This is a genomic window from Neptuniibacter sp. QD34_54 (genome assembly GCF_047778055.1).
Taxonomy (GTDB): Bacteria; Pseudomonadota; Gammaproteobacteria; order Pseudomonadales; family Balneatricaceae; genus Neptuniibacter.
In genome coordinates this window covers 3067021-3086359 of record NZ_CP180546.1, presented here as the reverse complement: position 1 = coordinate 3086359, position 19339 = coordinate 3067021, and the positions used below count along the sequence as shown (strand labels likewise).

The 19339-nt window shown below is 44.2% G+C and carries 19 protein-coding genes; 11 read left to right on the top strand and 8 right to left on the bottom strand.

The window, feature by feature from the left end; all coding sequences use genetic code 11:
- Positions 1-4 precede the first annotated feature (4 nt).
- The 4 genes from ACMXYP_RS14035 to ACMXYP_RS14020 are packed head-to-tail and all read left to right on the top strand — an operon-like array spanning position 5 to position 4973.
- Positions 5-1636, top strand: a complete 1632-nt coding sequence (locus tag ACMXYP_RS14035) for a GspE/PulE family protein (protein ID WP_415882253.1) — start codon at positions 5-7, stop codon at positions 1634-1636.
- Entirely contained in the window at positions 1633-2847 is a 1215-nt protein-coding gene (locus ACMXYP_RS14030; RefSeq protein WP_415882252.1) for a type II secretion system F family protein, read from the top strand. The genes ACMXYP_RS14035 and ACMXYP_RS14030 overlap by 4 nt, the downstream gene beginning before the upstream one ends.
- A 3-nt stretch (positions 2848-2850) precedes the next feature.
- Positions 2851-3303 (top strand): hypothetical protein, encoded by a 453-nt coding sequence (locus ACMXYP_RS14025; protein ID WP_415882251.1) that lies wholly within the window; start codon positions 2851-2853, stop codon positions 3301-3303.
- Positions 3300-4973: a type II secretion system protein GspD gene (locus ACMXYP_RS14020; protein ID WP_415882250.1), complete on the top strand. Its 1674-nt coding sequence runs from the start codon at positions 3300-3302 to the stop codon at positions 4971-4973. The genes ACMXYP_RS14025 and ACMXYP_RS14020 overlap by 4 nt, the downstream gene beginning before the upstream one ends.
- Before the next feature lie 52 nt (positions 4974-5025).
- Here the strand turns inward: ACMXYP_RS14020 and gloA are convergent, their stop codons facing one another.
- Positions 5026-5418, bottom strand: coding sequence for a lactoylglutathione lyase (gene gloA, locus ACMXYP_RS14015; RefSeq protein WP_415882249.1), 393 nt, complete (start codon positions 5416-5418; stop codon positions 5026-5028).
- Between the two features lie 166 nt (positions 5419-5584).
- Here gloA and ACMXYP_RS14010 point away from each other — a divergent pair, with 166 nt between their 5' ends.
- The 6 genes from ACMXYP_RS14010 to ung all read left to right on the top strand — a co-directional run bounded on the left by ACMXYP_RS14010 (position 5585) and on the right by ung (position 10469).
- Positions 5585-5908, top strand: coding sequence for a phasin family protein (locus ACMXYP_RS14010; protein ID WP_415882248.1), 324 nt, complete (start codon positions 5585-5587; stop codon positions 5906-5908).
- A 59-nt stretch (positions 5909-5967) separates the two neighbouring features.
- A complete protein-coding gene (fldB, locus tag ACMXYP_RS14005) occupies positions 5968-6486 on the top strand; it encodes a flavodoxin FldB (protein WP_415882247.1) in 519 nt (172 codons plus the stop codon).
- A 115-nt stretch (positions 6487-6601) separates the two neighbouring features.
- Positions 6602-7696: a peptide chain release factor 2 gene (gene prfB, locus ACMXYP_RS14000; protein WP_415882246.1), complete on the top strand. Its 1095-nt coding sequence runs from the start codon at positions 6602-6604 to the stop codon at positions 7694-7696.
- 32 nt (positions 7697-7728) lie between these two features.
- Positions 7729-9231, top strand: a complete 1503-nt coding sequence (lysS, locus tag ACMXYP_RS13995) for a lysine--tRNA ligase (RefSeq protein WP_415882245.1) — start codon at positions 7729-7731, stop codon at positions 9229-9231.
- Between the two features lie 109 nt (positions 9232-9340).
- Positions 9341-9781 carry a hypothetical protein gene (locus ACMXYP_RS13990; RefSeq protein ID WP_415884679.1) on the top strand — a complete coding sequence of 147 codons (441 nt, stop codon included), beginning with the start codon at positions 9341-9343 and terminating at the stop codon, positions 9779-9781.
- A 7-nt stretch (positions 9782-9788) separates the two neighbouring features.
- Positions 9789-10469, top strand: a complete 681-nt coding sequence (ung, locus tag ACMXYP_RS13985; protein ID WP_415882244.1) for a uracil-DNA glycosylase — start codon at positions 9789-9791, stop codon at positions 10467-10469.
- On the opposite strand, the gene ACMXYP_RS13980 is transcribed toward ung, so the two are convergent.
- The 6 genes from ACMXYP_RS13980 to rsgA all read right to left on the bottom strand — a co-directional run bounded on the left by ACMXYP_RS13980 (position 10441) and on the right by rsgA (position 17456).
- A complete protein-coding gene (locus ACMXYP_RS13980) occupies positions 10441-11700 on the bottom strand; it encodes a GGDEF domain-containing protein (protein WP_415882243.1) in 1260 nt (419 codons plus the stop codon). The genes ung and ACMXYP_RS13980 overlap by 29 nt on opposite strands.
- 94 nt (positions 11701-11794) lie before the next feature.
- The gene (locus ACMXYP_RS13975) at positions 11795-12811 is read right to left on the bottom strand and encodes a YgfZ/GcvT domain-containing protein (RefSeq protein ID WP_415882241.1); all 1017 of its coding nucleotides are present in this window, start codon (positions 12809-12811) and stop codon (positions 11795-11797) included.
- A gap of 178 nt (positions 12812-12989) precedes the next feature.
- Positions 12990-13862: an archaetidylserine decarboxylase gene (gene asd / locus ACMXYP_RS13970; RefSeq protein WP_415882240.1), complete on the bottom strand. Its 873-nt coding sequence runs from the start codon at positions 13860-13862 to the stop codon at positions 12990-12992.
- The gene (locus ACMXYP_RS13965; protein WP_415882239.1) at positions 13862-14674 is read right to left on the bottom strand and encodes a sulfurtransferase; all 813 of its coding nucleotides are present in this window, start codon (positions 14672-14674) and stop codon (positions 13862-13864) included. The genes asd and ACMXYP_RS13965 overlap by 1 nt, the downstream gene beginning before the upstream one ends.
- A gap of 82 nt (positions 14675-14756) precedes the next feature.
- Entirely contained in the window at positions 14757-16385 is a 1629-nt protein-coding gene (locus tag ACMXYP_RS13960) for an HDOD domain-containing protein (protein ID WP_415882238.1), read from the bottom strand.
- A gap of 42 nt (positions 16386-16427) precedes the next feature.
- A complete protein-coding gene (rsgA, locus tag ACMXYP_RS13955) occupies positions 16428-17456 on the bottom strand; it encodes a small ribosomal subunit biogenesis GTPase RsgA (protein ID WP_415882237.1) in 1029 nt (342 codons plus the stop codon).
- A gap of 204 nt (positions 17457-17660) precedes the next feature.
- Between rsgA and orn the strand changes: the two genes are divergently transcribed.
- The gene (orn, locus tag ACMXYP_RS13950) at positions 17661-18167 is read left to right on the top strand and encodes an oligoribonuclease (RefSeq protein WP_415884678.1); all 507 of its coding nucleotides are present in this window, start codon (positions 17661-17663) and stop codon (positions 18165-18167) included.
- Here the strand turns inward: orn and queG are convergent.
- Entirely contained in the window at positions 18164-19288 is a 1125-nt protein-coding gene (gene queG, locus ACMXYP_RS13945) for a tRNA epoxyqueuosine(34) reductase QueG (protein WP_415882236.1), read from the bottom strand. The genes orn and queG overlap by 4 nt on opposite strands.
- Positions 19289-19339: the final 51 nt, after the last annotated feature.

Here is a 19339-nt window from a genome sequence, read left to right as displayed (position 1 = left end):
GGCTATGGCGATTAGGGATAAATGGCTAATTGAAGCTGCTATTAAGCAAGGGCTGATTACTGAGAGCCAGCATACAGAGGCCAGCTTACATGCGCGCCGTTTAAAAATGGATGAGAAGACGGTGCTTTGTTATGAGCAGCGGATAGCGCCAAGTAGCTTCTATCATGCTTATGCTAGTGAGCATGGTATACAGTATCTTCGACCATCGCAGATCCAAGTAGATAAAAGTCGCCTGAGTAATATACCGCAAAGTTTTATTCGTCAGTTTCGTATTCTTCCTGTCGATATAGGTGAAGTTGATAGCGATAAAATCTATGTCGTTACCGATTCTCCAGAGAATCCGACACTCGAAAAACAGTTACAGCGATTATTCAAGACGGATGTAAAACTCTGCTTGGCTGAGCCAGAAGCATTTGAATGTAGTTTGCGTTTAGATGTGGAGTTAAGCAATGCAGAATTAGGTTTTGATGCAGTTGCAGAGTTTTCTGAGTTGTTGAATCAAGCTTATATGCATCGAGCATCCGATATTCATATCGAGCCCTTAGCTGACTACTACATTGTGCGATTGCGGGTAGATGGCCAATTACAGCAATATGGGAAGCGTTTTACCCTTTCGGAAGGGATCTCTTTAGTTAGCCGTATTAAGGTTATGTCTAACCTGGATATTGCCGAAACTAGAATGCCTCAGGATGGCGGTGCTGATTATACAACGCCTTATAATGTCGAGTTTGAAATGCGTGTGGCGACAGCGCCAACTAAGCATGGTGAGCGAGTAACCCTACGTTTGCTTGGCACGGATAATCAGTTGTTTACCCTGAAACAGCTAGGGATGTCTGATGTAACGTTACGGCAGTTCAGCCGCGTCATTGCTCAGCCTCATGGCATTGTTCTGATTACAGGGCCTACAGGGAGCGGTAAATCTACAACGCTCTACGCTGCGCTTGAAGAGTTAAAATCGGAAAGCACCAATATTCTTACTGCTGAAGATCCTGTTGAGATGGTGGTAGAGGGTGTTTCTCAAGTGCAGATGAATGCGAAGGTGAATTTTGCTTCTGCCCTTCGAAGTTTCCTTCGTCACGATCCCGATATCATTATGGTCGGTGAGATTCGTGACTCTGAAACCGGTGAGATTGCTCTAAAAGCTGCTACTACGGGCCATATGGTTCTATCTACCCTGCATACCAATTCTGCGATTGCCAGTGTCACGCGATTGAAAAATATCGGTTTAGAACCGTTTATGATCGCTTCAAGCCTTCAAGGGATTGTCGCGCAACGATTGGCCAGAAAGCTTTGTCAGAGTTGTAAGTTAGAGATGCCGGCAGATTTCTCAGAATTGAAACAGCTGGGTTTACCATCGGATGATCTAGTTATGCTCTCTCACCCTCAAGGGTGTTCGCTGTGTAATGGCACGGGCTTTAAAGGGCGTATTGCTCTATTCGAAACCTTGTGGATGGACGAGATATTGCGTGAGTTAATCACGCAAGAAGCCGACGAACAACAGTTACGTAAGCATGCTCAGTATTATATCAGTCTTGCTCATGATGGCCGCGAGAAGGTACTTCAGGGCTTAACCTCGATGGAAGAACTCCGCCGCTTAGGTCTTCTTAATCAGTTTGATGAGGAGGCTAACGGATGAAGTTCGTCTATCAGGGGATGAATACCTCGGGTGAAACCTGCGAAGGGACTATCTCTGCCGTTGATCATGATGCAGCAATTGCTAAGCTGCAAAAGAAAGGGATCTATATCAGCAGTATTCAAGAGAATGCTGGAAGTGGTGCTGCAGATAAACCGAAACAAGATGCCTTTGAGCAGTTGCTTTGTCTGTTACCTGTTAAGACCAACCAAAAAATATTCTTTTTCCGTCAGTTAGCATTGATGTTTCGTTCGGGGCTCTCCGTGACTGAGGCGCTGAATATTTTAGGCGGTATTCAGCGTGGCAGAATGCGCGAAATTATTCTGGATATTAATGACCAGATCAGTGCGGGTCAGTCGTTCTCTCAATCTATGGAGAAGTATGAGTCGGTTTTTTCACCACTAGCGCTGCATATGCTGCGCAGTGCTGAAGCCAGCGGTGAGTTGGAACCTGCTCTAGTACGTATTGCTGATTTTATGGAGCGCCAAGCTGATATCAAAACCCAACTTATCTCTACCATGACATACCCGGTGGTGGTGCTGTTTATGACTGTTGGGGTGTTTATCTTTTTGATGTCGACGGTTATTCCTAAGTTTGCCGCTTTCTTTGAAAAAACGGGTAGAACGCCTCCGCCAGAGATGATTCAGATGATGGGTATCTCTAACTTTATCCAACAGTATTGGGCGCATGTATTGGTAGGGATCTTACTCATTTTGATCGGAATTATTTTGACGTATTCCCGTAAGAAAGGGCGCTTTTATATCGATTACTTGCTCCTAAAAGTTCCTCTGGTGGGTAATATGATCTCTGCAAGTTCTATGTCGCAAATTACTTGGGGATTATCCAGTATGTTGCAAAGTGGCATATCAGTAGTTCAGTCCTTAGAGATCATTAGTAAATTGATCAATAACAAGGTGATAGCAAAAGATATTGCGGATGCATCAGAAGAGATTCTTCAGGGGGCTGATATGGGGAAAAGCTTCCGTAAGCCTCATATCGAAGGGCTTATTCAAGAGATGACTTTAGTCGGTGAAAGAACAGGTAGCATGGTATCGGTGATGAAGGATGCCGGTACATTTTATGAAGAGCGTGTGCGCATGATCACTAAGGCCATAGCAACAGCTATGGAGCCGGTAGCCATTCTACTGATTGGCGGCATTGTCGGTTATGTGTATTACGGATTCTTCAAATCGATGTTTGCGGTGTCAGGTTAATTGATGATGAAAAAAATAATATTACTGATGTTTTTAATTATGGCGAACCCGACGGCTGTTGTAGCGGAAATGGTTAAAGCTACTCATGTTAATGTCGGCGCAGGTTCTGGCGTAATTATTATGCGTGATCCATTTAGCGAACCTCAAACATCGCAGCGGAGTGATAAAAATGGAATTCTGGGCGGGCTGGTTAATAGCTTCGGACAAGGCTTCCGTAGGACACCAGGTGAGGTAAAAGTTCCTAAATTGCTCTTCAAGGGCTATATAGATCGAGGTGATTCCAGTCCAATGGCTTTATTGCAGATTGCTGGTAATCGGGTGCACTTAGTTAAAGAGGGGGATGAGATTAATGTAGATCCCGCTAACCCGCGCCAAGCAATCAGAATTACAAAAATATCCCGTTTAAGTATTACTGTAGAAACAGGCACTTTAGGGCAGATGAAGGTATTACGATGAAAGGTTTTGGAAGAATTGCCCTAATACTGGCTTTATTAAATCCGTTAACAGTTTCTGCTGCAGTTATTTCGGAATTGGAGTTTGCGGATACTCAGTTGAGAGATGTTATTCGCACGCTATCGGAGTTATCGCAGAGTAATATTATTGCAACCCCTGGTGCTATCAATAAACGAGTGACAATACATCTGAAAAATGTATCAGATATTGATGCGATTAAGTCCATAAGTCGTATCAGCGATCTTTGGTATCGCTATGACCAAGATACCAATACTTACCGTATTATGACTCGAGAAGAATATGCGAAGGACTTGGTGGTTCGTGAAAGTCAGCGTATAGAAGTATTTCGCTTACTCAATGCCAATGTTCGTATCGTCGCTCAGGCAATTGAGGATCTATATGGTGATCGAGTTAATTTATCTCTTGGGGAAGAGCCAGGTACTACTAAGTTCTCGGGAGGATCTAGGTCATCGTCCAAAGGCGGTAATGTTCAGGATTCAGCAGCAACTAAAGATGCAAAGAAGTTATCTTTGGGGCAGCTTGAGCAATTGCTGCAAGGAAACACTAATGCTTTATCGATAGATCCGGCTGCTATGCAGGCCGTAACCCTTAAAGCGCAGCCAATCTATGTCACAGTGAACAATGAGCATAATATGATTATTGTGCGTACTGATGACAGCAAGATTATTAATTCCATCAAACAGTTGGTGGATAAGATGGATATTCCAGTACCTCAAGTAATGCTAGAGATGAAAATTTTGAGCATAACTTTAGGTGATGACTTTAACTCTATCTTTAACTTTGAGTTAGCGCCTCAAGGTGGGAATCAATCTACAGTTCCTCTCAAATTGGGTAATAATGCTTTGCTTAATAGCGGCAGTTTTATCTATGAATTCCTTAACGATAAGCTTAAAGCAAATATTGAATTTCTTGATGAAAATAAGCGCTTAAAAGTGTTATCAAATCCGATGGTATTAGCTTCTAATCACCGAGAAGCGGATCTATTTATTGGTGAAGAAAGTGTACTGACACGTGGGTTTACCTTTAATCCTGCTCAGATTGATAATGGGGTAGTTGTATCTCCTTCTTATATAGAAACAGATACTGAGTTAGAGGAGATCGGTATCTCTTTAAAAATTACTCCACGTATTAATTCAGATGGTACGGTGCTACTGGAACTACAACAAGAAAGCTCCACCCTGAATCCTGGGGGTGGCACAATTCCTGTACCTGATGGTAATGGTAATGTTGTGAATTTAGCGATTGATACAGTTAATACCTCTCGCCTAAAAGGTATCGTTGCAGCTAAGAATGGTCTCACAGTTGCTGTAGGTGGCTTAATTCGTACTACTAGAACTAGAAATGAACGCAAGGTCCCGTTACTTGGTGAAGTGCCTGTTGTGGGGAATATCTTTAAGTCGACGATCGAAAGCGATGAAGAGACAGAGATGGTCTTATTGATTACTCCTAGAATTCTAAATTCACCTTCAGAGAGCCAAGAGTTGCAACGTGGTAATAACCGTTTTTATCAACAGTATAATGACGGATTCCCTGATCCAGCCCCTGCAGAGAACCGTTTTATACAAGCACCTGTTCAGCAGTCGAAACCTGAATCTAAAAAAGCTGGATCGGAGCTGTCTGATATTGATCAATTTATGATGGATGCAGGTTAAAGCACATCCATCATTCCTTTCTTTAAAGCAGGCCTAGATACCTAGGTTTGCTTTAGTCTGTTCTCTTCGTCCCTAAAAGTTCGATCATATAACCGTCAGGATCTTTTACAAAGGCTAAGATTGTTGAACCGTGTTTCATCGGTCCGGCAGGGCGAACCACTTCACCGCCTTTGGCTGTTATTGCATCGCACGCGGTGTATACATCTTCAACTTCAATGGCTAAGTGACCAAACGCATTACCGAGTTCGTATTGATCAGTATCCCAGTTATGGGTGAGCTCAAGTGCGGTGTGCTCAGATTCATCGCCATAGCCTAAAAAAGCTAAGGTAAAGCGGCCGTCAGGATAGTCTTTACTGCGTAACAGTTTCATACCCATTAGCTGTGTATAAAACTCAATAGATTGCTGTAAATCAGTAACACGCAACATGGTGTGTAAAAGGCGCATAATTCAGCATCCTTTTTATTTATCTTTGGTATGATGGGAGATATAAGTTTTGCCATTATATCTTTACAGTGCTTTATTATAAGGATAGATATAACAGAAGTCCTACGTTCTGTTCTGGGTATTGTGTGCGTACGGTTGTTTCTCTGGCGAGATAGGGAAGGTGTTTATGTTTCAAGATATGAATAAAAAGATCTCGGATTCGATGGGTCCGTTCAAAGAGTTGGTCAATATTCAAACCAAGATGCTTGAAGAGCTTACTCGCCAGCAGATGGAATGCACAAAGTCTTGTATTGAAGCGACTATTCAGCAGACAAAAGAGATGCAAAAGTGTCAGTCACCAAGTGATTTGATGGAGCTACAACGTAGCTATGCGAAAGAATTGGAAGACACACTCAAAGCGGCAAGCGAACAGAATATGAAAGCGTTACAAGATGCTCGCACAGAAATTGAAGATGTAGCTCAGCATACATTCGACGCTTTTAATAAGTAATTTTAAACCACCTAAAAAGCAGCCTAGGGCTGCTTTTTTTGTTTTATCTGGAAAGAAAAATGAGTGCTTCAATCGGTTTGTTTTATGGCTCCACTACGGGGAATACTGAAAGCGTAGCAGAGCTAATTACAGAACACCTTGGTCAAGATAAAGTCCATCGTATCGATATTGCTGCTGACGGTATTGAGAGCGTGTCTGAATATGAACATCTTATCCTTGGAATCTCTACTTGGGACTTTGGTGAGCTGCAGGAGGATTGGGCAGACCTATGGGAACAGTTGGATGCCGTAGCGGTTGCAGGTAAAAGCTGTGCCCTGTTTGGCTTGGGTGACCAGATTGGCTACAGCGAGTGGTTTTTAGATGCGATGGGACTTTTACACGAACGATTGCAGAGTAAAGGTGCCCAGATGGTTGGTTATTGGCCTGTTGAGGGTTATAACTTTGAAGCGTCTAAAGCGCTAACACCAGATCATAATCAGTTTGTCGGCCTTGCGATTGATGAAGATTGCCAGCGTTCAGAAACTGAAGAGCGTGTTGCCACTTGGTGCCAGCAAATCAGCAAAGAGTTCGAACTCTAGTCTTACCGCTGTTATCAAATCTGTGTTAACAATTCAGCCTAAACAAGTAGTGTTATGTGCTGATTTTCGGTAAAATATCGCCCTTTTTTAAACTGCCGGCTATAGATTCTATACCATGGAAATTAACCCGATTCTTAACAACCTCAAAGATATTACAGTGCGTACTGAAGCGCTTCGTGGCTTTCTTGATTACGAAGGCAAAAAAGAACGCCTGGAAGAGGTCACTCGTGAACTGGAAGACCCTGCAGTTTGGGATAATCCAGAAAATGCGCAGCAATTGGGTAAAGAGCGTTCTACGCTTGAAGCTGTGGTAAACACAATCGACGAACTGACAGCGGGTGTTGAAGATACACGTGACCTGTTAGATATGGCTGTTGAAGAAGATGACGAAGATACAGTCGCAGAAGTTGAAAGTGATGTGAATAGCATGCTGGATAAACTGCAGACGCTTGAATTCCGTCGTATGTTCTCTGGTGAAGCCGATCCAAATAACGCCTTCCTAGATATCCAAGCGGGTTCTGGCGGTACTGAGGCTCAAGATTGGGCTGAAATGATGCTGCGTATGTACCTGCGTTGGGGCGAGGATAAAGGCTTCAAAACTGAGCTTTTGGAATGTTCTGCGGGCGATGTTGCGGGTATTAAGTCTGCGACGATTAGTTTCCAAGGCGAATACGCTTTTGGTTGGTTACGCACCGAAACCGGTGTTCACCGTCTAGTACGTAAATCACCATTCGATTCCGGTGGTCGTCGTCACACATCTTTCTCTTCCGTATTTGTATCTCCAGAGATTGATGACAACGTTGAAATTGAGATCAATCCAGCAGATCTACGTGTCGATGTATACCGTGCATCGGGTGCTGGCGGTCAGCACGTCAACCGTACAGAATCTGCAGTACGTATTACGCACGAACCTTCCGGCATTGTGGTGCAGAGTCAGGCGCAGCGTTCTCAGCACCAGAACAAAGACACCTGTATGAAACAGCTTCGCGCTAAGCTATATGAAGTTGAGATGCTTAAGCGTTCAGAAGCGGCGCAGGAGCAAGAAGATAATAAAGCGGATATTGGCTGGGGCAGCCAGATTCGTTCTTATGTGTTGGATGATCAGCGCATTAAAGATCTACGTACAAACGTTCAGAGTTCAAACTGTGACAAAGTACTGGACGGCGATCTGGATCTATTTATCGAAGCTAGCCTTAAAGCTGGCCTGTAAAGAATTTATTAACTTAAAGGTTTACCACACCGATGTCTGATAACACTCAGAAGCAAGATGAAAACCGCCTGATTGCGGAGCGCCGTGAAAAGCTAAACGCGCTACGTGATGAAGGTAATGCATTCCCAAATAACTTCCGTCGCGATAGCTATGCTGAAGACCTTCAGGCTCAGTACGGCGATAAATCGAAGGAAGAGTTGGCTGAAGCAGGCATCAAGGTGAGCATTGCGGGTCGTGTAATGCTAAACCGTGGTGCTTTTGGTGTTATTCAGGATATGACAGGTCGTATCCAGTTTTACGTAAACAAAGAAGCACGTAAGTTTGCTAAAAGCTTGGACCTTGGTGATATCGTAGGTATCACAGGTGAGCTGCATAAGTCTGGTAAAGGCGATCTATATGTAGATATGGGCGAATACCAGTTGCTAACGAAAAACTTGCGTCCGTTGCCTGATAAGCACAAAGGTCTTCAGGACACTGAGATCCGTTACCGTCAGCGTTATGTCGACCTGATCACTAACGAAGATTCTCGTAAGGTATTTGAAACACGTTCTAAGATTGTTTCTGGTATCCGTAACTACCTAACTGAGCGTCGCTTTATCGAAGCAGAAACGCCTATGTTGCAGGTGATTCCAGGTGGTGCGACAGCACGTCCATTTATCACGCATCACAACGCGCTAGATCGTGATATGTATCTGCGTATTGCACCTGAGCTATATCTGAAGCGTTTGGTTGTCGGTGGCTTTGAGCGTGTATTCGAGATCAACCGTAACTTCCGTAACGAAGGCCTTTCTACGCGTCACAACCCTGAATTTACAATGATCGAGTTCTATCAGGCGTATGCGGATTACAATGATCTGATGGACCTAACAGAAGATATGCTGCGTATTGTTGCGCAGGATGTTTTGGGTACAACAACAATCATCAATACAGTACGTAACGATGAAGGTGAAGTGCTGGAAACATTTGAATACGATCTAGAAAAGCCATTCCGTCGTATCAGCGTGTTCGATTCTATCCTGCACTACAACGATGACATTACTGCTGAAGCGCTAGCAGATGAAACTGCTGCTCGTCAGATTGCACAGCGCATGGACATCGATGTTAAAGATAGTTGGGGCCTAGGTAAGGTTCAGATTGAGATCTTCGAAAAGACTGTAGAGCACCGTTTGGATCAGCCTACATTCATCACTGAATACCCAGCAGAAGTGTCTCCGCTTGCACGTCGTAACGATGCAAATCCTTTCATTACTGATCGTTTCGAGTTTTTCGTAGGCGGTCGTGAGCTTGCTAATGGCTTCTCGGAGTTGAATGACTCCGAAGACCAAGCTGAGCGTTTCCGTGCGCAAGTAGCTGAAAAAGATGCGGGTGATGATGAAGCGATGCACTACGATGGTGACTACATCAACGCGTTGGAGTACGGCCTACCACCAACGGCTGGTGAAGGTATTGGCATCGATCGTTTGGTAATGTTGTTTACTGACTCTCCATCTATTCGTGACGTGATCCTATTCCCTGCAATGCGTCCGCGCGGCTAAGGTTAGAACCGTTTTCATACTAAAGCCCTCGTTTGAGGGCTTTTTTGTATATAGCTAAACCTATGTTTGTTCTATATCGTTAGGTAAAAAAGGAAGAGATACTGTGGCGATGAACTGGTTATTCCCAACAGAAAAGCGCTCTATACCAGCTAAGCGCTGGTTGGGTATAAGTTTGCGAACGATTCATCTCGTTGGTATTGCTGGTTTGGCTGGAGCCTATCTTTTCCAGCAGCCAGAGAGTAGTTGGTATCCTTATTTGCTTATGACCCTTGTTAGTGGTTTTCTGATGGCCGCTATGGAAGTGTATGGGGATGGTATTTGGTTGATACAGCTCAGAGGCACAGCTATTGGCATTAAGTTGCTGCTGCTATCCACAGTTTTTTGGTGGTTTGAGCAGCCAAATGCCTATATCTATTTTCTAGCAATTATCATCTCCGGCATCGTTTCTCACGCTCCTGGGAAGTTACGGTACTATTCCATCTGGCATCGTAGGGTCATTACAGAGCCCGTTGAGTTAAGTTCTAGCGACGTTAAAAATTGTGGTGGTTGAAATACGTATGGCTTTAGAGAATGCTCCAAGCTGGCAAGCTGTTTTGGCTGAACAGTTTAAGCAGCCTTATATGTTAGCTCTGAATGAGTTTCTAGAAGAGCAAATGTCCCAGCATAAAATTATCTACCCTCATTCGGATAATTGGTTTCATGCTTTAGAAACGACGCCGTTGGATGATATTAAAGTCGTGATTTTGGGGCAGGATCCTTACCATCAACCTGGTCAAGCTCATGGACTGTGCTTCTCGGTGATGCCTGGGGTCAAAGTACCGCCCTCTCTTGTGAATATCTATAAAGAGCTAGAGAGTGATTTAGGGCTTCCTCGACCTGATCATGGTTATTTGGAATCATGGGCTCAGCAAGGGGTTTTGCTACTCAATAGCGTGCTAACAGTGGAGGAGAGCAGTGCAGGTGCTCATCAAGGTAAAGGCTGGGAGGTGTTTACCGATCAAGTCATCCAAGCGGTAAATCAACATTGTAATAATGTTGTATTTCTTCTTTGGGGAAGTTACGCGCAGAAAAAAGGAGCTTGTATTGATGAGGCAAAGCACCTTGTCTTAAAAGCACCTCATCCATCACCTTTGTCTGCTCACCGTGGATTCTTGGGCTGTCAGCATTTCAGTAAAACCAATCAGTATCTACAGCAGCAGGGTAAAGTGCCTATCGATTGGCAGCTTCCGGCTCTCTAGCATCATGAAGAAGTGGTAGTTCGGACTGGGTAACCGGACTAGGGGTAAAGTAGCAATGCTGACCCCGCCCGCGCTTTTTACTTTCATACATGGCGATATCAGCCCAGTGTAATAGACCTTCAAAATCGGTTGCATCTTTCGGTGCAAACGCAGTCCCTGCGCTACAGCGTATATGTAGTGCTGCTGGAGTGTCGATAATTGGATGATCTAAGCGTTCATGGATACGCTCCATAATATGATCCAAAGCTTCCTGTGCTTCAAAAATGCTGTCGGCTTGAATCAGTAAAATAAACTCGTCGCCGGCAAGGCGGGCCAAAATATCATCTTCACGAAGGATTTGGTTAATAGCCGTAGTGAAGCTAGTGAGAACTTTGTCCCCAACGTTATGGCCGTACTCGTCATTAATAGGTTTGAAGAAATCTAGATCGATAAAAGTCAGGGATAGAGCGCTTTGTTTTCTTTGCGCTCGACTGATTGCTTGTTTTGTAATGGCTTCAAGCATTTTTCGATTGGGTAGGCCGGTTAGCTGATCAGTATGGGCTAGCTCTTGTAGGCGTCTATTTTGCTCGGATATCTGGGTGTTAGCTAAAGCTAACTTTTGCATATAACGAGTTCGGCTATCAGTAAAGCGGTGAACTGAATAGCCAGATATTAAGGTCATGGTTACAATGGCTAAGAGTAGTAGAGCAAGCAAGGAGTTTTGAGCCGTATCTTCATAACTAATGCGCATTGTGAGAGAGCTTTCTAGAGCATTAGCTTTCTGAATAATCTCTATGAAAATCTTATCTTGGCGTTGTTCTTCCTCTGTTCCAGCATGTGCAGCTTCGAGGTTGAAATATCTTTGATCTATAGACTTACGGAGTTTCTCTAGTCTATAAACAAGCCGATTAGCTTGCTGTCGAAGCTCTTTGTACTCTAGGGGTTGGTAGATATTTTGATTGAGGGTTCCTCCATCTAAAATCGCGTTTGCGTACCATATTGCTTGATCTAGATGGGTGTATACCGTTCCTATCGATACAGTAGAATCGCCTGCAGATATCTCTTCAAACCATAGGTGAGCTTGCGTCACCTCAAGTTTGATCTCCATTGAGGCATCAAGCCACGGGATGTATTTTTGAAGAGTGCTTTGAGCGCTAAGGTGAATATATAAGAGAAGGAGTAGGCACAGGGTGGCTGTTGCACCAGTAAGCAATAATGGTACTCTCGGGCTGGTTGGTGCCGAAGTTGTCATCCTTGAGCCTCTCCCTAGGCCTTTTACGAAAGTTGTAAGGGAGTGTCTCGTTTATTGCTTTCTGGGTCAACAGTTGTGCTCTATTTGTTCAGTTTTATTTTGGCTCAAATAGTTTGGGGTCTAGCTCGTAAGGAAGTGAAGCTAGCTCTAGCTTTGCAGCTCCAATTTGTAGATCGCCTTTTTCGGCTAGGGTTTTAACTAATACGGCCAGTACGCGGTAACGGTTTTCGCCACAAGGTGCAGCAATCACTACTTGGCCTGCTTTTGGCTTGTCTGGGCTGCTCACTTCCTGGCCTGGTTTTGGTTGCTGATTAGCTGTGATTTCAGCAATGTACATCGGCTTTTTGAGTTGTCCGCGATGTTGTAGACGGGTAATGATCTCTTGTCCTGTATAGCAGCCCTTGCGGAAGCTAACGCCGCCCAATGCTTGGAAGTTAGTCATTTGAGGAATGAAGGCTTCCTGTGTTTCTGCGCGAAGGTCAGGGATTGCAGCGTCTATTTCGCTGAGTATCCAGGTATCGGTTGAACCAATGCCTACTTCGTCTGGCAGATTTTGAATTAGTTCTACTAGACCGCTATTTTCCATCCAAATTTCGTAGCGGTTGCCAGGTACACGAACAACAACACCGTTACTTAGGCTGATGATGCTATCGTCTTCGGTTGGAGACTGTTCAAATAGCTGCTCAATAAGTGCTTGTGCGCCAGGACCAGTTAGGCCAATGCCACTTACTTGGGTGCTAATATCTTCCGCTTCTGCTTTGGAAAAGATCATATACTTTTTCAAGTTATTGCTGGCACTTTCAAAAATATCGTGGCTCATGCGCAACCAAACGTGATCTTCGCCTTGTTTAAGCATACGGAATAGGCTCAGCATATGGCCTTTGATATTGCAGTGAGCCCCGAGAGCGCTGCCTCGCACGAATACTTCTGAAACATCGCAGGTCAGCTGACCTTGAAGGAATTTTTCTGTATCCGGACCTGCTATAGATAGAACGCGTTGATGTAGCAGTGGGATGATTTGGGTTGTTTTGGGGGTTGTACTGAGTACAGCTGTGTTGTCAGTATTGAGTTGAATATCTTTATCTTTTAATAATTCAATCAGATTGCTCATCGTACATTAATACCTAGACTGTGACTCTACACTCCTAGTGTATGCTAAATACAAACTGAGGACAGCAGACAAAGTTTATGGTTATTCAGAATGAGATCGATCCTTCTGACTAACCTTTGTGGTGCACCTTGGTCAGTTGAAGTGAGGAAGCTAGGTGCACAAATACAAAAGAGGATGTTTAAGCGTCGATTTTCTTCGCTATCATTTTGCCAAGTTCAACAGGGCTTTCTGCGGCGAGCTCTTCTGCCCAAGAGATCTGGTCTTTGCCAAATAGTAATACAACAGTTGAACCGAGTTTAAAGCGCCCCATCTCTTCGCCTTTCTCTAAAGTAATTGGTTCAGGAGAGGTTGGGCTGAAACTTGTGTGAACGGGGCGTTTTAGTGCAGGCGCTTCTTGTCCTGACCAAACTGTCTCAATGCCAGCCACAATCATTGCGCCGACTAACACCATCGCCATAGGGCCGTATTCTGTGTCGAAGTAGGCAACTAAGCGCTCATTGCGGGCAAATAATTGATCAACGCCTTCTGCTGTTGTCTGGTTTACTGAAAACAGATCGCCAGGAACATAAGTGGTATGAGTTAGCGTACCCTTAACAGGCATGTGAACTCGATGATAATCCCTAGGGGAGAGATAGATAGTCGCAAACTCACCATCAATAAAATCTTTTGCTCTTTCTTGATCGCCACCTAATAGCGTTGCTAAACCATAACCACGGCCTTTTGCTTGAAAGATACGACCATGCTCAATTTTCCCTAATTGGCTAATTGCGCCATCTGCTGGACTCACAATATGTGTTGAATCTGTATCGATCGTGCGCGCGCCGTCTTTTAATTCACGGGTAAAGAAAGCATTGAAACTAGGGTAGTTGGTTGGAATCTCTTCACGAGCTTCCGTCATGTTGATCTGATACTTCTTGGCGAACCATTTGATAAATGTGTTTTTTACCCAAGGAGTTTGGCAGTCTGCAATCTTGCCTACCAAGCGTGATAACAAATGCTGAGGCACGATATGTTGAAATAAAATAAACAGACGGTCAGTAAAGCTTTTCATTATTTCTCCACAGGAGTGTTTGGAAGATTACCCCATTCGAACCACGAGCCGTCGTAGCAGCGAATGTCTTCAAATCCGAGGTGTTTAGCAACCCAGTAAGTTAGACCTGAGCGGCGGTGAGTTTGGCAGTGGGTAATAATCGTGTTTTCAGGATTAATCCCTGCATCTGCTAGTAAGGATAACAATTCCTCTTTGGGTTTTAGGCGAAGATCGGAATCACTGATCAAGCAGTCAGTCCATTCGAAATGTTTAGCACCGGGAATATGGCCGCCTTTTTGAGCATTGATGACCTTTTCGCCGCTGTATTCTGCTGCACTGCGTGCATCCCAGATGGTGAAGTTAGCATCATCCAAATGTGAAAGAATAAAATCCGCATCAGCAAGCAGGGAGTCATCATAGTTGATCTCGTGATTACTTGGTGAAGCTTGGTTCTTTTGCTGTTCAATTGCCAAGCCTGCTTGTTTCCAAGCGTCGAATTGGCCATTTAAAATGGAACAGTTTTGGTGGCCTAATATGTTTAGTGTCCACATGAAGCGGCCAGCCCAAGGCCCTTTTTGATCATCGTACGCAACAACCCATGTATCAGCTGTGATACCTAACTCATTGTAGAGAGCCGCTAATTTTTCTTTGGTTGGAATTGTATTAGGAACTGGCTTCTCACCATTTAGCAGACGGCTTGATGCTAGGTGAATGGCACCTGGAATATGCCCAGCTAGATAGTTTTCTTCACTGGATAGGTCAATTACCAGTACCTGTGGATCGTCGAGATGCTGGTGTAAAGTTTGCACCTCAACACTTAAAGGTAAATTCATTCAATCACTCCAAAAGAAAGGGCTGGTCAAAGACAATATTGGGACTATTACGACTTATTTCAAGCGTGTTGAGATACCAGTCTTACTTAAGCATTTTTTTCAGGCTAAGAGTTGCTGCTGAACAGAGGTAGCGGAATCGCTCGTGGTGGAAATCACTGATTTCAGGCCCCTGACTACCATAATCTACATGGATAATCGCAATAGGTTTTTTTCCAAAGAATAACGACATCAGTAAGAACCCATTTGGATTACCCCAACTACGGTAGACCTCCGGCAGCATTGGATTCATTTTGTCGATGTTTTCAGGCTTCACCCAAATGCACCCAGGTTTCTCTCTCAGTTTTTTAAATAAGCTAGGTATTTCCAAATCATATTGAAACGTCGACATCGGGTGAGTGTCTTCAAACCCAACGGCAAAAGCGGTCTTCATGCTGTTTGTCTTTGGGTTGACTAAAAACATACACACTCGCTCAAAACCTAATCCACGGTTCGTGCCTTGAATTAGTCCCTGAAGGATATGCTTGGGTTGCGTATAAAGGTCGTAACCTTTTAGGAATCTTTCGGCGATTTGATCGTAGATGTTTTGATCTTGAAAATCGGGTTTAACAGGCAGGCTTATTTCAGGCTCAGTGGCCTCTTCAGGTTCCGGTGTTGGCGCCGGAATCACAATTTGTGGCTTGGTTACTTCAGGCTGGCTTGCCGCCAGTATTTGGCTTTCTCTATCAGATAAACGGTAATTAATTTGTTTATCTGAGGGAAGCATGATCATTTCGGCAGCGGGTGCTAGAGTGCCTGCTACATGGTACATAGTGGATGCGCGGGCGCAGTTTTTATGCAGCATGTTGATCGTATCTGCAATTTCGCCTTTTAGATAATCGTTAACAATATCAATTATCTTCATGGTCTTGGTTTGCTGCCAACCTAGGTTGGCGGTTAAGGCGATCCAGTTTGCAAGTTTTACAGGAAAGAACTTTTCTTGTACCAGATGATTTATCTCGCGGAGATCTTCATCGCTTAGTCGAGGGTCACCCAATGCTCTTTGATGCAATTGAGCTAAGGTCTTTTTATTTGGGGATGTTTCATGTTCAAGGCTGATTGAAGCTAGTTCAGAGATTCCCCAGTGCTCGATTAAACCATGCGATATCTCTTGTATGGTGCAACCAAGTACATCTGTTTCTGCGAGAACAACATCAGTTCGTTCTTCTCTGAGTTTAACTTGGATCGCACTCATATGTAGAGCTGCATGTTGCCAAAGCATCCAATGACCTACACCGTAAAAGAGTGCTGCTAAGTGTGTTTCTTCAATGAAAGGAGCACGACGTATTTCGAGCCAATTTGAGGCTTGGGTTGCTGCATGATGGCTTATGGCGATGTAACGGAAGTACATCTTTTGAGCAACGCTAGATGGGTTTAGTTTGAGTGCTGTTGTTCCTTTTAAAACCGCATCAATATTATCTAGGCCTAGTGAGCTTATGGCGTGGTCAATGCTGGTTACTTTTGAATCGACTTGGTTATGTAATTCAGATGCCTTTCTGACCATATGTAGACACAAAACCGGATCTGATTTAATGATTCGGTTAAGAGTTTGAAGGGTGACGTTGGGGTCTCGTAACTGTTTTTGCAGACGACGAAGAACACTGTTTCTGACAGGTAATGGGCGATCTTTCAGGTATTCAACCCAACTCTCCACTCCGTATGGGGACTCTGACATCTGTTCTCCGCCTGATTCCAATATTGAAACTATGGACCAAATTTAACTATTTTGCTCTTCAATAGAACTAAGAATATGTTTGTAGCTCTTCCAACGGTATTCGCTGATAGTACCATCTTCAACAGCCGACTTTAGTGCACAGCCAGGTTCTTTTTCATGTTTACAATCGCGAAAACGGCACGACCCAGCTAAAGGCTGTAACTCTTTGAAACCATTGATAACATCATCAGGCTCAATGTGCCACAAACCAAACTCCCTAATCCCAGGAGAATCGATCAAGTCACCGCCATCTGGGAAGTGGAATAATCGTGCTGTTGTAGTAGTGTGTCGGCCTTTTTTTGTTTGAGTTGAGAGTGAGCCTACTTTTAAATCTACACCAGGCAGCAACACATTGATTAAAGAGGATTTACCGACACCGGATTGACCAACGAATACGCTGATTCGATTGTCGAGATAGCTCTTCAGATCTGCTAAGCCTTCTTCGCTGGAGCTTGAGGCAAGAAGGACGGTATAACCGATATCTCTGTAACGTTGCAGCATTGCGTCAATCTCGACGCGATTGTCGTTATTTAATAGATCGGTTTTATTTAACAAAATAACCGGTTCTATCCCGCTTAATTCTGCTGCCACTAAGTAGCGATCAATCAAATTGGCATAGGGTGTTGGTTCTACTGCGACGGTGATAACTATAAAATCAATATTGGCGGCAACGGGTTTCATATCGCCATAAGGGTTAGGGCGGAGTAATTCACTTTTGCGCTCGAGTTTCGCTACAACCACCCCAGTATCTTTGCCTTCACGCCAGATAACTCTATCGCCGGTAACAAGTTGCCCTAAGTTAGTACGCATATGACAACGAATGATCTCTCCCTGGTTGTCACCTTCTGTCGCCTCGACATCAACGGTGCGGCCGAAATGGGAGATAATTAAACCATGTTGCTCTGGGCCAAGGTCGCTGCTATCCAATTGCTGTTCAATCGCAGCGTCCTTTTTCGATGCGCGAGCGGCGCGTTCGTCTTGAATTTTTTGAATGCGCCAGCTTTGACGGCGAGTTAATTTACGTTTTGCCATAATGAGTTAGCAGCGTTTTAAAGCGCGAATGCTAATAGTCTCCATTAATATCGAAGCAAGATGTTAGAAGGTAGGGTATTCTAAGGGAAAGTCAAAGAACCTGCGAATTAAGTCCGCTATTCAGTGACAGAGGTAGGTGAAAACGTCATTTTTGGAGGTAATAAGGTGGTAAGTAAGGAAAATCTGATCTGGATTGATCTAGAGATGACCGGTTTGGAGCCGAAAACAGATGTCATTATCGAGATTGCAACCATTGTCACTGATTCTGATCTGAACATCTTAGCTGAAGGTCCAATGCTAGCAATTCATCAATCAGATGAGCTTTTGGATGGTATGGATGAGTGGTGTACCAATCAGCATGGTAAATCTGGCCTTACTCAGCGCGTTAAAGATAGCCAGGTAACTGAAGCGCAGGCGGAAGCGCAGACAATTGAATTTTTAAAGCAGTATCTGGAAGCAGGCGCATCACCAATGTGTGGAAATAGCATTGGTCAGGACCGCCGCTTTTTGAATAAGTATATGCCTGAGCTAGAGGCATTCTTCCATTACCGCAATCTTGATGTGAGCTCTTTAAAAGAGCTGGCGAAACGTTGGAAGCCAGAAGTCGCCAAAGGCGTTGTGAAAAAAGGGTCTCATCTGGCGCTAGACGATATCAAAGACTCAATTGAAGAGCTTAAATACTACCGCGAGCACTTTATTAAGCTGGATTAAAATTGAATTTTCTTTCGGCGAGGGTGGGTCTGAATAGGAAGAATCTGTGCAGTAGTTCTACTTTCTAGTTGCTTTAGGGCCCACTCAACGTGCTCTCGAACGATATCAGATTCGTGAGTACGTTTACTTTCTAAAGCTTCAATCACTGTAGTGCCGCCGTTGCTGTTTCCCAACGCCACTGCAATGTTTCTCAGCCAGCCAATATGTCCTGTTCTTCTGATTGCCGAGCCTTCGGTTTTTTTCAAAAACTCATCTTCTGACCATGCGAACAGAGTAGCTAACTCTATGTCATCTAATCTTTGTCGGGGGTGGAAGTCATTTTCTTGGGTGAAATCCGAAAAACGATTCCAAGGGCAAATTAACTGGCAATCATCACAGCCAAAGATCCTGTTGCCCATCAGAGGGCGCAACTCTTCAGGAATTGAGCCGCTTAGCTCAATGGTGAGATAGGAGATGCATCGGCGTGCGTCCAAAACATGCGGTTGCGGAAACGCCTTGGTTGGACATACGTCCAAGCAAGCTGTGCATTTACCACAATGATCTTCTGTAACGGGTTCATCTATTGGCAATGGCAGGTCGATCAAAAGCTCGCCAAGAAAGAATAGGGAGCCAGCTTCACGGTTTAGAATTAGGGTGTGTTTGCCACGCCAACCAATACCAGCTTTTTCCGCGAGTGGCCTTTCCAAAATGGGAGCGCTATCTACGAACGCTCGGTAGACCGATTTACCGACCTCTTGCTCAATTCTTTTGCCGAGCTGGGTCAAACGTTTTCTAATCAGTTTGTGATAATCTCGGCCTAAAGTGTAGCGCGATACATAAGCTTTATTGTTATCGTCGAGGATCTTTGTGATCTTAGTGTCGGGTGGCAGATAATCCATGCGAACGCAGATGATACGTTGCGCTTCGGGTACTAAACTATTAGCAGAGAAACGTTTATCTAAATGGTTCTCTAGATATGCCATCTCTCCATGGAAGCCGTTGCTAAGCCATTGTTCGTAATGCGCTTGTTCTTGGCTTAAATCGCAGTCGGTAATTCCACATTGCTGAAAGCCAAGTTCCTTTGCCCAAATTTTGATCTTTTGGGCTAACGCTTTCAGGGATTCAGTTGGCATATCTGTCATGGTATCTGCTTGCCTTAATAGGCACAGGTTCCTCTATAATGGCAGAAATTC